Raw genomic sequence first — 15,947 nt, 5'->3', positions numbered from 1 at the left:
GCGAAAAGTTTATTAACGCTGGTTAGCGTAGTACCGCCCCATGAACTCGTCGCGGTACGCCTCATAGTCGCCGGCGTCGATGGCCGCACGGATGTTGTCCACGAGCCGGATCATGAACTCCAGGTTGTGGATCGTGCACAGCGTGCCTGCCAAAAACTCCTTCGCCTTGAGCAGGTGGTGGATGTAGGCGCGGGAGTAGTTCTCGGAGACGTAGCCGCCAAACTCCTCGTCCACGCCGGAGAAGTCGCGCTTGAAGCGGGCCCCGGCGAGGTTCATGCGCCCGTCGAGGGTGTAGACGCCGCCGCGGCGCCCGAGCCGGGTCGGGGCCACGCAGTCGAAGGTGTCGGCGCCGGCCTCGACGGCAGTGAAGATGTCGTCCGGCTCAGAGATGCCAAGCAGATGGCGGGGCTTGTCCGCAGGCAGCTCGTCGGTGACCCAGCCGACGATGGTGCCTAGGTTTTCCTTCTCCAGCGCCCCGCCGATGCCGAAGCCGCCGAAGCCGCGCTTGCCCTCCTCGCGCGCGACGCGGTCCAGCTCGAGCAGGCCGCGGGTCGCCTGGCGGCGCAAGTCCTCGTATTGCGCGCCCTGGACCACGCCCCACAGCGACTGCAGCGGTTTGCCGGTGCGGGCGCGGGTGAGCCGGTCGTGTTCGTCCAGGCAGCGCTTCGCCCAGCGGCGGGTGCGCTCCACTGAGTGCTCCTGGTACTCGCGGGTGTCCACCAGGGTGGTCAGCTCGTCGAAGGCGAACATGATGTCGGCGCCGAGCTGGTGCTGGATCTGCATGCTCACCTCCGGGGTGAAGCGGTGCAGGGAGCCGTCGATGAAAGACTTGAAGTCGACCCCGTCGTCGTCGACGCGGGCCATGCGGTCCTTGTTCGCGGCGCGGATGTCGCTCTCGTGCAGGTCGGCGACGTCCATCGCGAGCACCTTCTTGAATCCCACGCCCAGGCTCATCACCTGGAAGCCACCGGAGTCGGTGTAGGTGGGGCCGTGCCAGTTTTCGAAGGCAGCGACCCCGCCTGCCTCGTCGACGATCTCCGGCCCCGGCTGCAGGTACAGGTGGTAGGCGTTGGACAGGATGGCCTGGGCGCCGGTGCCGCGGATCTGCTCCGGGGTGAGCGTCTTCACCGTCGCCTTCGTGGCTACCGGGATGAACGCGGGCGTCTGGATGTCGCCGTGCGGGGTGTGAATCGTGCCGGTGCGGGCGCGGCCCAGCTCGGTGCCGACGTCAAAGGAAAGGTCTGTACTCATCGGGCGGGCTCCAATACTTCGGTCTCGGGGGTGTCTCTTTTGTCTTCGAACTCGCGCTCCAGGCCGGTGCCCTCCACGTCCACGTGCGGCAGGATCCGGTCGAGCCAGCGCGGCATCCACCAGGTGGAGCGGCCCAAGAGGAACATGGTGGCGGGGACGAGGGACATGCGTATGAAGAAGGCGTCGAAAAGCACGGCGGCTCCGAGCGCGAAGCCGAAGATCTGAATGAACGGCAACGGCTGGTTAATAAAGGCGACGAACACCGCGATCATGATGATTGCGGCGGCGGTGACCACGCGCGCGCCCTGCGCGAAGCCCTCGACGGCGGACTCGTGGACGGCCCGGATTTCTGCTTCCGGGTCGCCGGCGCGACGCAGCTTAAGGTAGTGCTCGCGCATGCGGGTGACCAGGAAGACCTGGTAGTCCATGGCCAGGCCGAAGGTCACGCCGATGAGGAAGATGGGCAGGAACGACAGGATGGGGCCTGGCGTGTTCACCAGGCCGAACAGCCCTTCCTGCCAGAACAGGACGGTCACGCCGAAGGCCGCGCCGACCGAGAGCAAGAAGCCTAGGCCTGCGACCAGCGGCACCATGATCGAGCGGAACACGATCATCAGTAGCAGGATCGCCAGGCCCACCACGATCGCCAGGTAGAGCGGCATGGCCCCGCTGAGCTCCTCGGTGATGTCCATCTGCACTGCGGTCAGGCCGGTCAGCCCGATCGTCACGCCGGTGGCGTCCTCGACCTCGTGCAGCGTCTGCCGCAGGCCGTGGGCCACATCCAGGGTGTACTCCTCCTCCGGGCCGCCCTGCGGGTGGGCGACGATCTGCGCGGCAGTCATGTCCTCGTTGGCGCCGATGAGCTGCGCGTGCTCGATCCCGTTGACCGTATTCGCCTGCCCAACCGCGTACATGAACGAGGCCAGCGCCGCTTTCTCCGCGCCGCCCGTGTCGTCGGGGATCGCGTCCATGTAGGGCTGCAAGCTTTCCGACGCCGGGTCGGCCGCATGCGCGTCCACCACAATCAAAAACGGGGCGTTCACGCCCGGGCCGAAACCCTCCGCCATGAGGTCGGCGGATTTGCGCTGCGTGGTGTCCACGTTGGAGGTGCTATCCGACGGCAGCGCCATCTCCAGGTTGAGCACCGGGGCGGAAAGCGCACCGAGGCCGAGCACGACGAGCGCCATGACAGCGGCCGGGAAGCGGCGCACGAGGTTGACCCAGCTGCGGCCCATGGATTTGGCGTCCAAATCCTTGGCGGGGCGTGTGCCCGGGCCCGCGTGCCCCGCGATACCGGGGATGCGCCCGGCGAAGGCACGATCGCCCCACAGGCCGAGCAGCGCGGGCAGCAGCGTAAGCGCCACCAGCACGGAAACCAAAACGGTAAAGGCTGCAGCCAGGCCCATCCAGGACAAGAACTCGATCCCGGCGAGCACGAGTGCCACGAGTGCGACGAAGACGGTCGTGCCGGCGAAGACCACGGAGGAGCCCGCGGTACCGACCGCCATGCCGGCGGCCTCCGGACCTGGGAGTGTATGTCGTTCCTGCCGGTAGCGCGACAGGATGAACAGGGCGTAGTCGATCCCAACTGCCAGCCCGATCATCACGGCCAGCACCGGGGTGACGTCGTTGAGCTCCACCCAGTGGGTGGTCAGCACGATCGTCAGCGCGCCGATGCCCACGCCCACAATCGCGGTGACGATCGGCATTGTCGACGCTGCAAACGACCCGAACGTGACCAGCAGGACCAAGAACGCCACGCCGATGCCGATGAGCTCTGAGGTCGTGTTGATCTCAATCGGGTCGCCGAAGCCGGCGCCACCCGCCTCGACCTGGAGGCCCGCCTCGCGGCCGAGCTCCATCGCCTCATTGACCACGTCGCGGTCCGCCTGGTCCACCGACATGGAGGACTCCGCGCCGAACTCGAAGGTGGTGTAGCCGATCCGACCGTCGTCCGAGACCATGCGCAGGTTGTACGCGTCCACCTGCGCGGTTTCCTCCGGCAGGCCCATCTCCGTCTTCTGGCCGACGATCATGTCCTGCAGCTCTTTGTTGACCTCCACCGGGTTGCCGAAGCGGTCTGTGCCGGTCAGGCCTTCGAGGTGGTCGCGGATGTAGCCGACGGTGTGATCCATCGCCTCCATGTACTCCGGCTCATCCAGCGTGCGGCCGTCCGGGGCGGCAAACACAAGGTTCACGCCCGGCGCGGTCGCGACGTTGCCCTCACCGGGGAAGTTCTCCTCCAGGGTGTCGAGCGCGGAGATCGCCGGGGTGCCGGAGATCGCAAACTCGGAGGTAAAGGGGCGCATGAGCGAGAGCGCTCCGCCCGCGGTGGCACCGAGGATGAGCAGCCAGGCCACAATGACCCGCCACTTGTGCAGGAACGACCATCGTCCCAGACGGAAGAGAAGCTTCGCCACAGATCACACGGCCCTTCGAGTGTTGAGGTTTAAAAACACGTGCAGGTACTCGGCCCATCATAGTGGGCGGCGCACGCAGGCTAAAGAAAAAGTGGCGCACCCCGGGCATCCGGGGTGCGCCACTGCATTTGGCGGTAGCGGCGGGATTTGAACCCGCGGAGGTTTTACCCTCACTCGCTTTCGAGGCGAGTACCTTCGGCCGCTCGGACACGCTACCGCCAAACAGAATAACGGTTAGGCGCGCCCGGCACCAAATCCTTGGCCGGTTTACTTGTCCTCGTCCAGCTTGTCCTGGACCTTGCCAGCGACCTCGTTGAACTTGTCCTTGACCGCCTCGCCTGCGTCCTCGAGCTTCTCGCGGACATCGCCGGAGAGCTGGTCAGCCTTGCCCTCGTTGGAGAGCTTCTCGTTATCGGTTACCTCGCCTGCGGCCTCCTTGGCCTTGCCCTTGAGCTGGTCTGCCTTCTCATCAAAACCCATGTCAATGCTCCTTTGCATTAGAAAGTTCGTTCTTTGCCCCACCCTACCTACGCCAACGCTCGCCGTGTGTAACGATTTGGCATCCGTAATTACCGCAGCTCGGCGAAGAAGTCGCCGAGCAGTGTGGCAGCCTCATCTGCCAACACCCCGCCGCGGACTTCGACGGTGTGGAGGTGGCGGGGGGTGCGCAGGGCGTCGAAAAGCGAGCCGACGGCACCCGTTTTCGGCTCCCACGCGCCGAAGACCAGCGATTTCACGCGCGCCCCGAGGATCGCCCCGGCGCACATCGTGCACGGCTCGAGCGTGACCACCAGCTCGCAGCCGTCGAGGCGCCACGTGCCGAGCTCGCGCGCCGCCGCCCGGATCGCCTCGACCTCCGCGTGGGCGGTGGGGTCGCCGTCTGCGTCGCGCCGGTTCACGCCGCGGCCCACCACCCGGCCGTCGGGGGCGTAGACGAGCGCGGCGACCGGCACATCGCCCGGCGAGGTCTCGGCGGCCAGCTCGAGCGCGGCACGCATGCGCGCCTCGGCCCGACGCTGCGGCGCGCTAGTCGTCATCGCCGAGCGCGTCGGCCAGCTCGTCGCCGAAGCCCAGCTCATCGGCCAGCATGAAGGCGAGATCCTCCGGGTCCGCGTCCTCGTCGAGCAGCACGCTGAGGCGCTCGCTGGACAGGCCGAGGTCCTCAAAGAGGTCGAAGTCGCCGTCGGCCCACGCGTCCACCATGTCCAGCTCGTCCGGGTCGATGTCCGGCACGTCCAGGCCCGCCTCGGCGAGCACTTCTTCGGCGAAGTCGTCGTCGACGGCCATCGTGGCGTCGGAAAGCAGCACCAGCGCCCGCGCAGGCCCGGGCCGCACCACCACCAGATAGTCGTCCTCCACGTTGAGCATCGCGAACGCGGGCCCCTCGTTGCGCAGGGCGCGCACCGCGCTTATCGACGCCCCCACGTCCCCAAACCTGTCCTCATACTCCCGGACCTGCCACGCGCCCTCGCGCCGCGCCACTGTGACGGCCCAGCCGCCCGCGTAATCCTCGCTCATGCTCGCCCACAGTAGTCGGCACGCGGAGACAATGTCATTAGAATGAAGCGTGTGAACCAAAGCACCCGCCTCAAACCAGTCTGCATCATCGGCCTCGGGCTGATCGGCGGCTCCATGCTGCGCGATCTCGTCGCCCAGGGGCACACCGCCTACGGCTACACCCACTCGCGCAACGGCACCCGCGCCGCGCAGCGTGATGGCTTCGACGCGAGCAATTCGCTTGTCGACGTCCTTACGCGCGCCCAAACCGACGACGCCCTGATCGTCATCGCCGTCCCCTTCGACGCAGTCGCCGAGATCCTCGACGCGATCCAGCTCCACGCGCCTGACTGCGGCATCACCGACGTGGTCTCGGTGAAGAAGCCTGTCTACGAGCTCGTGCTTGCCCGCGGCATGGGCGAGCGCTACGTGGGCGGCCACCCGATGGCAGGCACCGAGCACTCTGGCTGGGTCGCCTCCAAGGAGGGCCTGTTTTCTCACGCCGCGTGGGTAGTCACCTACGACTACGCCCTGGACGTCGACCGCGTGCCCGACTGCTGGTCCGCGCTGTTCGCCCAGGTGTGCAAGCTCGCCGCCGCCACCGGCGCGGAGGCCGTCCCGGTGCGTGTCACCCCCCACGACGAGGCCGTTGCCCGGGTTTCCCACCTGCCGCACGTGCTCGCCGAGTCGCTGGCGTTAGTTGGCGATAAGGGCGGCACGCTCGCCCAGTCGTTGGCGGCGGGTTCTTTCAAGAGCGCCACCCGCGTCGCGGGCACCGACCCGGCCCTGGTGCGCAACATGTGCGAGACCAACGCCGAATCCCTGGTCCGTGTGCTTGACGAGTACATCGAGCTACTCGAAGCCGCGCGCCAGGACCTTTCCGGCCCAGCACCTTCAATGAAGCAGCTTTCCGAGAACGGGCACCGCGCCTTCACGCGTATGAATGCCCGCTCGGGCGCGCGACGCGAGTCGGTCTCCCCCATCAAGATCTCCTCGCGCCCGGTAATGCGCCTGCACCCCGGCGCACCGGGGTGGGTGCAGCAGCTCAAGCAGATTGAGTCGCTCGGCGGCCGCGTCGAGGTGTTCTAACCTACTCGTTCTCGCGGCGGCGGCCGAGGAAGATGTAGGCGCCGCCGGCGAGCAGCAGCAGGATGCCCAGGGTGATTACCGTGGTCATCGGCGTACCGGTCTCGGCGAGATCACCATCGCGGCTGGACTCGGACGTGGAGTCCGAGCCGCCCGACTCGTTGCTCACCGTCCGCTTAACCACGGAAGACTTCTTCGCCGCAGCGCTGGTGGAACGGCCGGTGGACACGCCGCCGGTCATGTTGGCGCGGCTGTAGCTCGGGCCAGGCGTGCTGGACGTGGCGCTGGTGCTGGTGCCCGTGCTCTTCGCACCGCCCGGTTTCGCTGCGCCGCCGAGCGCGCCACCAGCACCTGCGAGGGCGGCAACCGGGCCGAGGAACGTCTTCAGCATCGGCTCGACCTCCTTCATCACCTCGAGGATCTGCTGCGGCTTCGTCTTCTCCTTGTTGGAATTGGAGCGGCCCAACACGAGCTCGCCGGAGTTGTTCGAACGGTCAAACACCAGGCGACCGTTGTTGTAGCCATCCGGTGCCTCCTCCAGGGTGATGGAGACGTAACGGTCCGTGCTCTGCGGCAGCTCCGCGGTGGCGACACCGTCCGCATCCGTGATGCCGATGATCTTCTTGTCCGCCATCAGCACCGCACCTCCGACCGGGCTACCGCCTTCGGTCACGACGGTGATGCGCACGTCCTTCCGCGGGTACTCGGTGGCGTTGGAGGTCTCCTTGCGCAGGCGGATCTCTTCACCGTCCATGGAGCGATCCACGGTGAAGTAAGCGGCCTCGTAACCAGACGGCAAGTCCTTCTCATTCGCCTTCACGCGGATGGACTCTTCGCCCTCCGGAATAGTCAGGCGCACTTCGCCCTTGCTGTTGGTCTCGCCGATCTTGTCGTTGTTCTGGTCCATCACGGCGATGCCACGCAGGTCCTTGAAGTCCGCGTCCACCAGCTTGATCTTGACTTTCACGGCCGCGAGATCGGTTGCGGTGGGCGGGGTTGTCCCGGATGGCGTTGTGGTGGTGGTCGTTGCCCCAGTCGGCTCGGTCGGCTCAGTGGGCTCAGTTGGATCAGTGGTCTCGGTGGAATCCGTCGGCGTCTCCGTCGACGTCCCCTCCTCGTCCGCGTGGAACTGCACGCGCAGCGTGGTCTCGCCCGCGCTGACCGGGTGCAGCTCGCCGCCGGCGGCAACCTGCACGTCGCCGAGCTCTGCAGGCAGGGACAGGCGCGCCTGGCCCTCGCGGTCCGTCTTGGCGTAGATGGACGGATCCTCGTCCACGATGACGTCGTAGTCGCGCACGGCGCGGCCTTCCTCGTCGGCAACGGTGACGAGCACGTCGCGCGGGGCTGCGGCCGCAGTCGTCTCTGTATCCTCGGTGGCCTCAGTGGTCTCAACCGGCGCAACGGGAGCGGCCGGCGCAGCAGGTGCCTGCTGCACGCTCGGCTCGGTGGCCTCTGCGGGCTTGGTCTGCACGCTCGGAGACTTCGGCTCAGCGGCCTTGGACGGCTCTGCGGCAGGCGTCTTCGCCTCCGCGGTCGTGGTCTGCGGCTGCGAGGACGGGCGGTACCAGGCACCCGCGCGCAGACCCGCGAGGTTGAGGTAGTTCTCCGTAATGCTCTTTCCCTTGGCCGTAGCCACGAGCAGCGGGTTGGTGTCTACGTCCTTGACCTCGACGGTGCCAGCCTGATCGTCCGCGAAGACGAGGTTGCCTGCGCGGTTGGTGTAGGCGTAGTGCAGCTCGCCCAGCTTGGAGGCGTCCACGCCGCGCGCCACCTTCAGCGGGGCGGCACTCATGCGGCCGGAATCGACGTCCAGGGTCCACAGGTAAGGCTCGCCCTTAGCCTCGTCGGAGCTGACCGCGTAGAGGGTGTCCGCGTCGCCGTCGCTAATCGAGCCCCATGCGCGCGGCAACTCCGCATCGGTCTTGCCGTTGACCGCAAGCTCCTGGGAGTCGAACTTCAGTGGGCCGTCGAAGGGGGTACCGGATGCGTCCCTCGACAGATCGAGCGTGTGCAGCGTATCGCCAGCGTCCAGCACGAGGGTGCCGGTGCGGGTGAAGGCGGCGGAGGTGGTGGAGGGGTCCAGCGCCCCGTCGACAAGCACCTTGCCCAAATCACGCAGCTCACCCGTGATCGGGTGGATGCGCAGCAGGTGGCCGGCGGGCTTACCGGCACCGCCCTTGGACAGGGCGTAGACGCGGTCGTTGACCGGGTTGAGCGCGAGTGCAGTGTACGCCCAGCCCGCCGAGGCGAAGTGCGCGGCGTACGAGCCAGAACCGGCCGGGTCCTGCGGCGCGGACTTCGGCGCGAGGTCCGCCAGTTGAGAGAGCAACGACGGCTGCTGCGCGGTAGCGACGGGGGTGATGGCGAACGTGCCAGCGACCGCCGCCGCGAGCGCGACGCAACTCAGCTTGCCGGTGTGCTTGCTCAATGTCATGTGGTACCTCTCAACGATCTGCAATTTTCTTGCACGGCTCAATCGGGCGCATCCAGCCCAAACCATTACTAATGTATCCGTGTTGGCAGCTGTTCTCAATACACAACGCCGCCAATTTTCAAGCTGTACAAACGCTAAAAGCCCGCCGCTTAGCGACGGGCTTTCAGACGTGCTCCCTGGCTGGACAGAACTAGGCGTTGGCCGGGGAAGGCTCAGCCGCTGTCGTCAGCTCCTGGCTCTTCTCGCCGTCCTTATCCTCGTCCTTGCTGGCCTTGTCCTTGCTGTCCTTGTCCGAGCTGCCGCCACCCTTGCTGCTGCTCAGGTCCTTGCCGGACTCGCAGGCGGCGTAGGTCAGGCCGAGCGCCAGGGCACCGAGGCCGATGATGCCGACTGCCAGCACTGCGGCCGGGACGGCCGGGTCGATCTCCGCCAGCTGGCGGGAGATCTGGTTCATCCACGCCGGACGCTGGATGTTCAGGCTCGGCATCGCCTTGTTGAACTCGGCTGCCGCAGCGTTGAACTGGTCCTCGAACAGCACTGCCGCGCCGCCCATCGCCGCGATCAGGATGCCGATCGGGATCAACCAGGTCGCCGGGTTGGACACCGAGGAGGTCTCGCTGATGCACTTGCCTAGCGAGCTGCCGTCGGCCGGCGACTCCTCCGGGAACTCAAGCGGGCGATCGAGCAGGAGGTACTCGACGTTCTCCGTATCGTTGTCGCCGCTGATCTTGAGTTCCTTCGTCTCCAGCAGCGCGCCGATGCTGTTGTCGTTCTTCTCCGGATCCAGCGGTTCCGCAAGAATCACGCCACCCGGGTTGCGCATCTGCAGGATGTAGGCACCCTCGCGCACGCCCTTGAACTCGAAGCTGCCATCGCTCAGGCTCGTGGTGCCAACCGATGGCTGGCCGTCGCGCGACTGCAGGGTGATATCCATGCCGCCGTACGGTGCGTCGCCGTCATCGAGCTTGCCGTTCTTGTTGGAGTCGATGTACAGCTTGCCCAGGAGATCGGAGACCGCAGGCAGAGCCGCGCCCTCCTCGACCACGATGTGAGCGTTGCCGTCGATGTTCTCCTTCGGGGAGATCACCAGCAGGCCGGAAGGATCGTCGCCGTAGTCCGGCTCCTCCTCGAAGATCCGGGAGCGCTTCGGTGCCGGCGGTGCCTCACCGGAGGCCTCCGCCGCGTTGTGGTGGCGGGTGCCCGGCTTCAGCGGGGGCAGCACACCCTTGAACACGGCGCGCTCGCCCGGCAGCAGGGTGCCGGTGAAGCCCTTCGGCGGGATGATCTTCATCGGACGGCCCTTGCCCGGGTTGTCCGGGTCAAAGTCATCCTTGTCACCCTCGTAGATCATGTCGGTGACCTTCACGTTCTCCATGCGGGTGGAGCCGGTGTTGACCACCTCGTAGGTGAAGTAGAGGTCGCGTTCAGCCGCCATGCGGACTGCCTTCTTCGGGTCGTTCGCGATCTGCGCGTTGACCTTCTTCATCAGCGACATGTCCATAAAGGTGAGGTATGCCTCGTCCGGGGTGGAGGCGACCATGGCACCTTCGGAGCCGTCCTCGTTCTTGAGGAAGCCGCGGGCAACTGCGATGTTTGCGAACGCGCCACTGCCGTACGGCGGCTTCATCACCGCGGTAAAGACCTTGGTCTCGCCCGGCTGCAGCGTGCCGTCCCAGTTCTCCGGTGCCTTGATCGCAGGACCTGCAAAGGGGTCCTCAATCTTCACGTTGTGCACCGGCTCATCGGAGTCGTTGGTCACCACGAAGCCGTAGATCAGGTCCTCGTTCGTCGGCAGACCCGGAGCATCCTCCGGCGTATCCGCGTCCCAACCCAGCACGCGCTTCTTCAGGTCCAGGGTCTTCTCCGTCAGGTTCACCGTCGGCAGTGCGACGTCGTTCTTCGGGCGGACCGGAATGTACATCGGATCCACCTCTTGGACGCCCTCCGGGGTGAAGACCTCGACGACAGCGTCGCCCGGAATGACATCGAGCTTGTAGTTGCCGTTCTCGTCCACCGGAACTTCCTTGGTATCACCGTGGGAGTCGGTGACCGTCACAACCACGCCATCGATCGGATTGCCGTTGCCATCAACGACGGCACCCTTGATCTCCGAGCGCGGAGCCACGACGTTAATCACGCCCTGGTGTTCCGGCTTGTCCTTCGTCACGTTGACGTTCTTCGGCCAGCCCTCCGGCTTGTCCCAGCCCTCGGGCAGCTCGAGATCAATCTCGTAGTCGCCCTCCGGCAGCACATCGGTGGTAAAGCGGCCGTTCTCGTCCACGGTCACGGCAGGCAGGGTATCGATCGGGTTACCGTCCGGATCCGTGTCCGTACCCTTGCCGCGAACGATCACGGTAGCGCCCGGGATCGGCTCGTTCTTCTCGTCGACAAGCCAGCCGTTGATCGTGCCCGGCTCGCCCTTGTCGCTCTCGTCGAGCTTCTTCACCGACGACGGGGTCGTAATGCGCCCGACGTCTGTGGTTTCACCACGGTTGACCTCAACCGTCTTGTAACGCGGGGTGCGATGGCCCTCGCCAGGCGTGACGATGAGGGTGTACTTGCCCTCCGGCACGTCCTCGACGACGAAGTTGCCGTTCTCATCAACGTTGATGTCGATGATGGTGCCGTCCTCGCCGCACAGCTTCGCGGTCGTGCCCTCTACCGGCTCGCCGTTTTCATCGGCGATGCTGCCGGTGACACGCCCGGTCGGCGCGTCCTCCGGAGCGTCTGTCTGTCGATCCAGGTCAATAAACGCATCCGTCTGCTCGTTGCGCTTGATCGTGACCGTCGCGTCCTGCTCCGGTGCGATGAAGGCGCTACCAGCAGGCGGCGTGGTGCGCACCGAGTAGGTGCCCTCCGCCAGCTGGCCCCTGGCCTCACCGTTTTCGTCCGTGACGTAGGAGCGCTGATCCTCGCCCTGCGATACCACAACGACCGCCTTAGCGACGGGCTTCTGCTGATCCTTGGAACGGACAACCACGCGGAAGGTGCCCTGTGGGGCCTCATCCTTGACCAGGTTGATCCGGCCAATGTCGCGGTTCTTTCCAACCTCGACCTTCACGCGCGGCTGGCCTTCGGCCTTGTAGCCGTCAGCACTGGCGATCACGGAGTACTCGCCGGCGGGCAGCTCCTTCGCGGAGAAGCGCCCCTTCGCATTCACGGTCGCCGGGTAGGCCTCGCCGGACTCACGGTGCTTCAGCGCTACCGTCGCTCCGTCGACGACCTCGCCGGCGGTATCCAGCACCGCACCGGACACGGATCCGACCTGCGGTGCCTCCGGCGTCTTGTTGACCTTAAAGTCTGCGGTTGCTGTCTTGCTGCGCTCGACAGGAACCTCCTGCGTCTCCGGTGCGTCGTAGCCCTGCGGCACCGTGGTCACCGCGACCTCGTAGCGGCCAACAGTGCGGTTACCTGCGCGGTACTTACCCTCTGCGTTGGTGGTCGCGGGAGTTTCCGCACCATTTTCCAGGTTGCGGATGCTCAGCTCGACGCCCTCGAGCGCGTTGCCTTCGCCATCGGTCACGGTGCCCTCGATGGAGCCAACGGTGGAGGTCAGCTCGATCTTGCCCAGGTCGACGCGCTCTGCCGCACCAACCTCGAAGATCTGGCCCGAGTACGGCTCGTAGAACTCCGGCGACTGGACGCGCAGTGTGTGTTCACCTGCGTCTACCGACACCTGGAATTCGCCCTTGCCGTTAACCGTAAGGGGCGTGCCCTCTGTCTCACCGGCAGCGACAAGCGTCAGCGTGGCGTTGGTGATGGCCTTGCCAGTATCGGCATCCACCACTTGGCCGCGCAGCGTGCCTGCCATGCGGCCCATGGTCAGCGTGACCGGGTCCGGGAACTCGCCAGCCACGACCGTGAATTCCTGGGAGTCACCTGCGTGGGTGTCGGTCTTCTCGACGGCGGCGGTGTACGTGCCAGGCTTAACATCCGTCACCGAGAACGTGCCGTCCCCGCCCGTGGTCTCCGTCGCAATTACGGTGCCCTGCGCGTCGGTGATTTTAACCTCAACGCCCTCGATGACCTGGTGGGCATCGTCCGACACCTGGCCAGTCACCGTGCTCTTGCTTCGGTTCACTTCGAGCTGCGCGGTTGCCGTCGCGCCCGGCTCGACCGTAAACGCGCTGGCCGCGGCACCGTACTCCTTGGTCGGGGCAACTTCGACCCGGTAGCTGCCCGGGCGCAGGTTGGAAACCGTAAAGGTGCCCTCAGCGTTCGTGGTGACCTTCTCCTCAACGCCGTCGCCGTAGATGGTCACGCTCGCGCCTTCGACAGCCACACCTTCTTCGTCGACAACCTTGCCCTCCACGCTGCCGTCAGCGCGGCTGACACGGAGGTCACGGTTACCCTTCGCAGCAGGTTCGACCTGCGCGTTTTCCGACGCCGCACCGTACTTCTCGGTCCCGACTACCTCGACGAGGTACTCGCCGGGGCGAATGCCCGCAAACTCGTACACGCCGTCATCGTTTGTGTCGGTGGAGCCGATCTCCTTGCCTGCGGCGTCCTTCAGCACAACCTTCGCGCCGGAAACGGCCGTGCCGGTGTCGTCGGTGACTTGGCCACCGAGGGAACCGTCGTTGCGCTTCAGCTCCAGATCGCCTGTCGACGCTGCGTTCGGACGCACCGTCACCTCGGTGGAGTCGCCACCGCGAGTATCGGTCGCATCGACCTTCGCAGTGAAGGTTCCCGGTGGGACCCCAGGAATAGCGTACTTACCGTTGTCATCAGTGGTGGCGGTTGCGGACCACACTTCCTTGTTACCGCTGCGGCGGTTGCCGTCGAGCTTGACGGTCGCGCCAACGACCGGAGCGCCGGCGTCGTCAAGCACAGTGCCCTCGACGCGGCCATCGGTCGGCGGCACGCCGACGTTCAGCGCTTCCCGGCTGTCCTCCACGATCGAGTTGAGGTCGCCGGATGCCTGGCCGTACTCGTCGGCAGCGAGCACCTTGTAGGCGTAGCGGCCCGGCGGGACGTTCTCTATGCTGACCTCGCCGTTGGCGTTAGTCTGCTTTTGCTGCTTGAAGCCCTTGCCAGTGACCTCGACAGTGGCACCCTGGATGGGTTTGCCCAGGTCGTCAAAGACACGGATCTGATATGCGCCCTGGAAGCGACGCACCTCGATGTCCTTCGTGGCCGTCTGGCCCGGGGCAACGTTGACCTCTTCGCTCTTCGCATCAGTGAGCGCAGTCTTCGCGACCGTCACCGTGTACTTGCCTGCGACAAGGTCGCCGAGCTCGTACTTGCCACCGGAAATGGTGACTTCCTTGTTGAACCCGTTGGGACCGGTGACGCGGGCCTTGCCGTCAGCAAGCACCGTGCCACCATCGTCCTTCACGGTGCCGATAATCGTGCCGCTGTCACGAGCAACCTGGAGGTCGACGGTCCGAGTCTTTTCAGGCTGGATCTCGACTGACTTCGAGGCACTCGAGTACTTTTCCTGGTCGCTGCGGGCGACGGTAACCGTCACATTGCCCTTGCTCAGGCCCTCAATTCGGTACTTGCCGTCCTTGCCAGTGGTCGCGCTCTTGTTGCCCGCCGTGACCTTGGCGCCAGCAACCGGCTTGCCAAAGTTGTCGGTGACCGTGCCCTCTACGTTGCCAGGCTCGCTGGCCAGGGAGATGCTCAGGTCGCCGGTCTTGCCCGGCTCAATGTTGACCTCGGCGGACTGCTTCTCCTTGTACGAACCTGGCTTGGCTGCGATGGAAGCCGTATACGCACCGTGGTCGAGGCCCATGATCGTGAAGCGCCCCTGGCCATCGGTCCTCGTGCTGAAAGTCTTCCCGGTCGCCTTTTGCGTCACCGTGACGTCGACGTTCTTGAGCTGTTCCCTGTCCAACGTCACCAGGCCGGTTGCCGTCACCGTTTTGTAGACCATCTGCAGGCCGAAACGCTTGGATTCACCCGGTTTGACGTCGATGTTCGCGTCTGTCCGGCCGCCCTGGAAGCGGTCGCTCTCGACAACTTCGATGGCGTACGTTCCGGCCTCTACGCCAGCAAAACTGAAAGTACCGTCCTCGGAGGTCGTCGCTGTACTGACGACCCTCTCCTTGCCGTCCGCGTCCTTACCCCAAAGCTTAAGCTCGACATTTGCAGGTTTTTCATCGGAGCCTACGACGGAACCCCACCCAGAGAGGGTCGCCTTGTTCTTGCTTACCTTGAAGTCTTGATTGGCGTCGCGTTCCGGCTGGACATTCAGCTGACCGCCACCGGATCCGTACGCCGTAGACCCCTTCACCTCAACGGTGTAGGTACCCGGCTTCAGACCCTCGAAACGGTAGTTGCCTTCCGCATCAGTTTTCACAGTCTTTTCGGCCTGCCCATTACCGCTGAGCTTCAGCTCCGCGCCGCTAACTGGATTGTTCTGCTCATCCAGCACTCGGCCCGTCGCGTTGCGGCGGTGAAGGTTTACAAAAATCTGATCCAGGTTCTTGTTGTCACCCGGCTTCAAGGTCACCGATGCATTGGTGCCAACAGTCCGATCAGTCGCCGCTACCTCGACGGTGTACTGCCCGTCAGGGATGTTGGTGATGCTGAAATAGCCATTGGAATTCGTCCGTCCCTCAAGGTTGGCCCCCGGAATGGTTACCCTTGCGTTGGGAACTGCGTCTCCGTTCTCATCCTTCACCCAGCCGTACGCCGATGCCTTTTGGGCAGTCAGCGAAAGATCACGGTTCTCAGTTGCATCGTTCTTCAGCGTAAATGTCGAAGTCGTCTGCCCGGTAAAGCCGCGGGTGTCGCGGACTTTGAGCTTGTAGTCTCCGATTGGCGTGTCAGCGAAAGTAAACGTCTGACCGCGACGCACGGTCTTAGTTTCAACGACGTTGCCGTTTGCATCCAGGAGATCAACTAGCGCCTCGCCTACAAAGCTCACGGGTGCGTTCAGCTTGCCCGTTACGGTGCCCAGCTTTGGCGTGACTTCAAAAGTCACAGAGCCATCAGGTCTCGAACCACTCGACCCGGGGGCCCTAACTCCTTCACCAAAAACAACAAGCGTGTCACCGCTCTCTACCGTAATGGTCTCGGGAAGCGTGAGCTTCAAGGACCTTCCGTCGCTGTGCCCTTTCGCAATCTCGTAAAGTTTGCCATCTTTCACTTCACGGCGGGCAATGTGTCTCTCCCTGTAATGCCTCTCAACCCAAACAAAGTATTTCTTATCCTCGGGAAAACTATTGCTTTCGTCCGTAGTAGCTGTGAAGATAAGTTCGTCGGCGGTGTAAGTCTTTGTCGCAGTGACCGTCACCGCTTTCCAGCCCATC

Annotated in this window: 8 protein-coding genes and 1 tRNA gene; 1 reads left to right on the top strand and 8 read right to left on the bottom strand. The window is 64.9% G+C overall.

All coding sequences use genetic code 11. The features are described from left to right. Positions 1–12 precede the first annotated feature (12 nt). The 6 genes from tgt to HMPREF2550_RS01160 all read right to left on the bottom strand — a co-directional run bounded on the left by tgt (position 13) and on the right by HMPREF2550_RS01160 (position 5,189). Complete coding sequence (gene tgt, locus HMPREF2550_RS01185; protein WP_070762791.1) at positions 13–1,251, bottom strand: tRNA guanosine(34) transglycosylase Tgt; 1,239 nt, start codon at positions 1,249–1,251, stop codon at positions 13–15. After that, positions 1,248–3,671, bottom strand: coding sequence for an MMPL family transporter (locus HMPREF2550_RS01180; protein WP_070789180.1), 2,424 nt, complete (start codon positions 3,669–3,671; stop codon positions 1,248–1,250). The genes tgt and HMPREF2550_RS01180 overlap by 4 nt, the downstream gene beginning before the upstream one ends. A 129-nt stretch (positions 3,672–3,800) precedes the next feature. Further along, positions 3,801–3,888, bottom strand: a tRNA-Ser gene (locus HMPREF2550_RS01175). Positions 3,889–3,938: 50 nt separating this feature from the next. Then, positions 3,939–4,151, bottom strand: a complete 213-nt coding sequence (locus HMPREF2550_RS01170; RefSeq protein ID WP_070762793.1) for a CsbD family protein — start codon at positions 4,149–4,151, stop codon at positions 3,939–3,941. Between the two features lie 89 nt (positions 4,152–4,240). Beyond that, positions 4,241–4,708, bottom strand: a complete 468-nt coding sequence (locus HMPREF2550_RS01165) for a nucleoside deaminase (RefSeq protein WP_246819714.1) — start codon at positions 4,706–4,708, stop codon at positions 4,241–4,243. Continuing rightward, positions 4,698–5,189, bottom strand: coding sequence for a tRNA adenosine deaminase-associated protein (locus tag HMPREF2550_RS01160; RefSeq protein ID WP_070789176.1), 492 nt, complete (start codon positions 5,187–5,189; stop codon positions 4,698–4,700). The genes HMPREF2550_RS01165 and HMPREF2550_RS01160 overlap by 11 nt, the downstream gene beginning before the upstream one ends. Positions 5,190–5,231: 42 nt before the next feature. On the opposite strand from HMPREF2550_RS01160, the gene HMPREF2550_RS01155 reads away from it, so the two are divergent. Further along, positions 5,232–6,257: a prephenate dehydrogenase gene (locus tag HMPREF2550_RS01155; RefSeq protein WP_070789175.1), complete on the top strand. Its 1,026-nt coding sequence runs from the start codon at positions 5,232–5,234 to the stop codon at positions 6,255–6,257. 1 nt (position 6,258) lies between these two features. On the opposite strand, the gene HMPREF2550_RS01150 is transcribed toward HMPREF2550_RS01155, so the two are convergent. Beyond that, a complete protein-coding gene (locus HMPREF2550_RS01150) occupies positions 6,259–8,688 on the bottom strand; it encodes an LPXTG cell wall anchor domain-containing protein (protein WP_070789173.1) in 2,430 nt (809 codons plus the stop codon). A gap of 190 nt (positions 8,689–8,878) precedes the next feature. Then, entirely contained in the window at positions 8,879–15,619 is a 6,741-nt protein-coding gene (locus tag HMPREF2550_RS01145) for a carboxypeptidase regulatory-like domain-containing protein (protein WP_070789171.1), read from the bottom strand. Positions 15,620–15,947 lie beyond the last annotated feature (328 nt).

It is taken from the genome of Corynebacterium sp. HMSC074A01 (assembly GCF_001831515.1).
GTDB lineage: Bacteria > Actinomycetota > Actinomycetes > Mycobacteriales > Mycobacteriaceae > Corynebacterium.
Note: the sequence above shows the minus strand (reverse complement) of the source record. Positions and strands in the feature narration are given on the sequence as shown.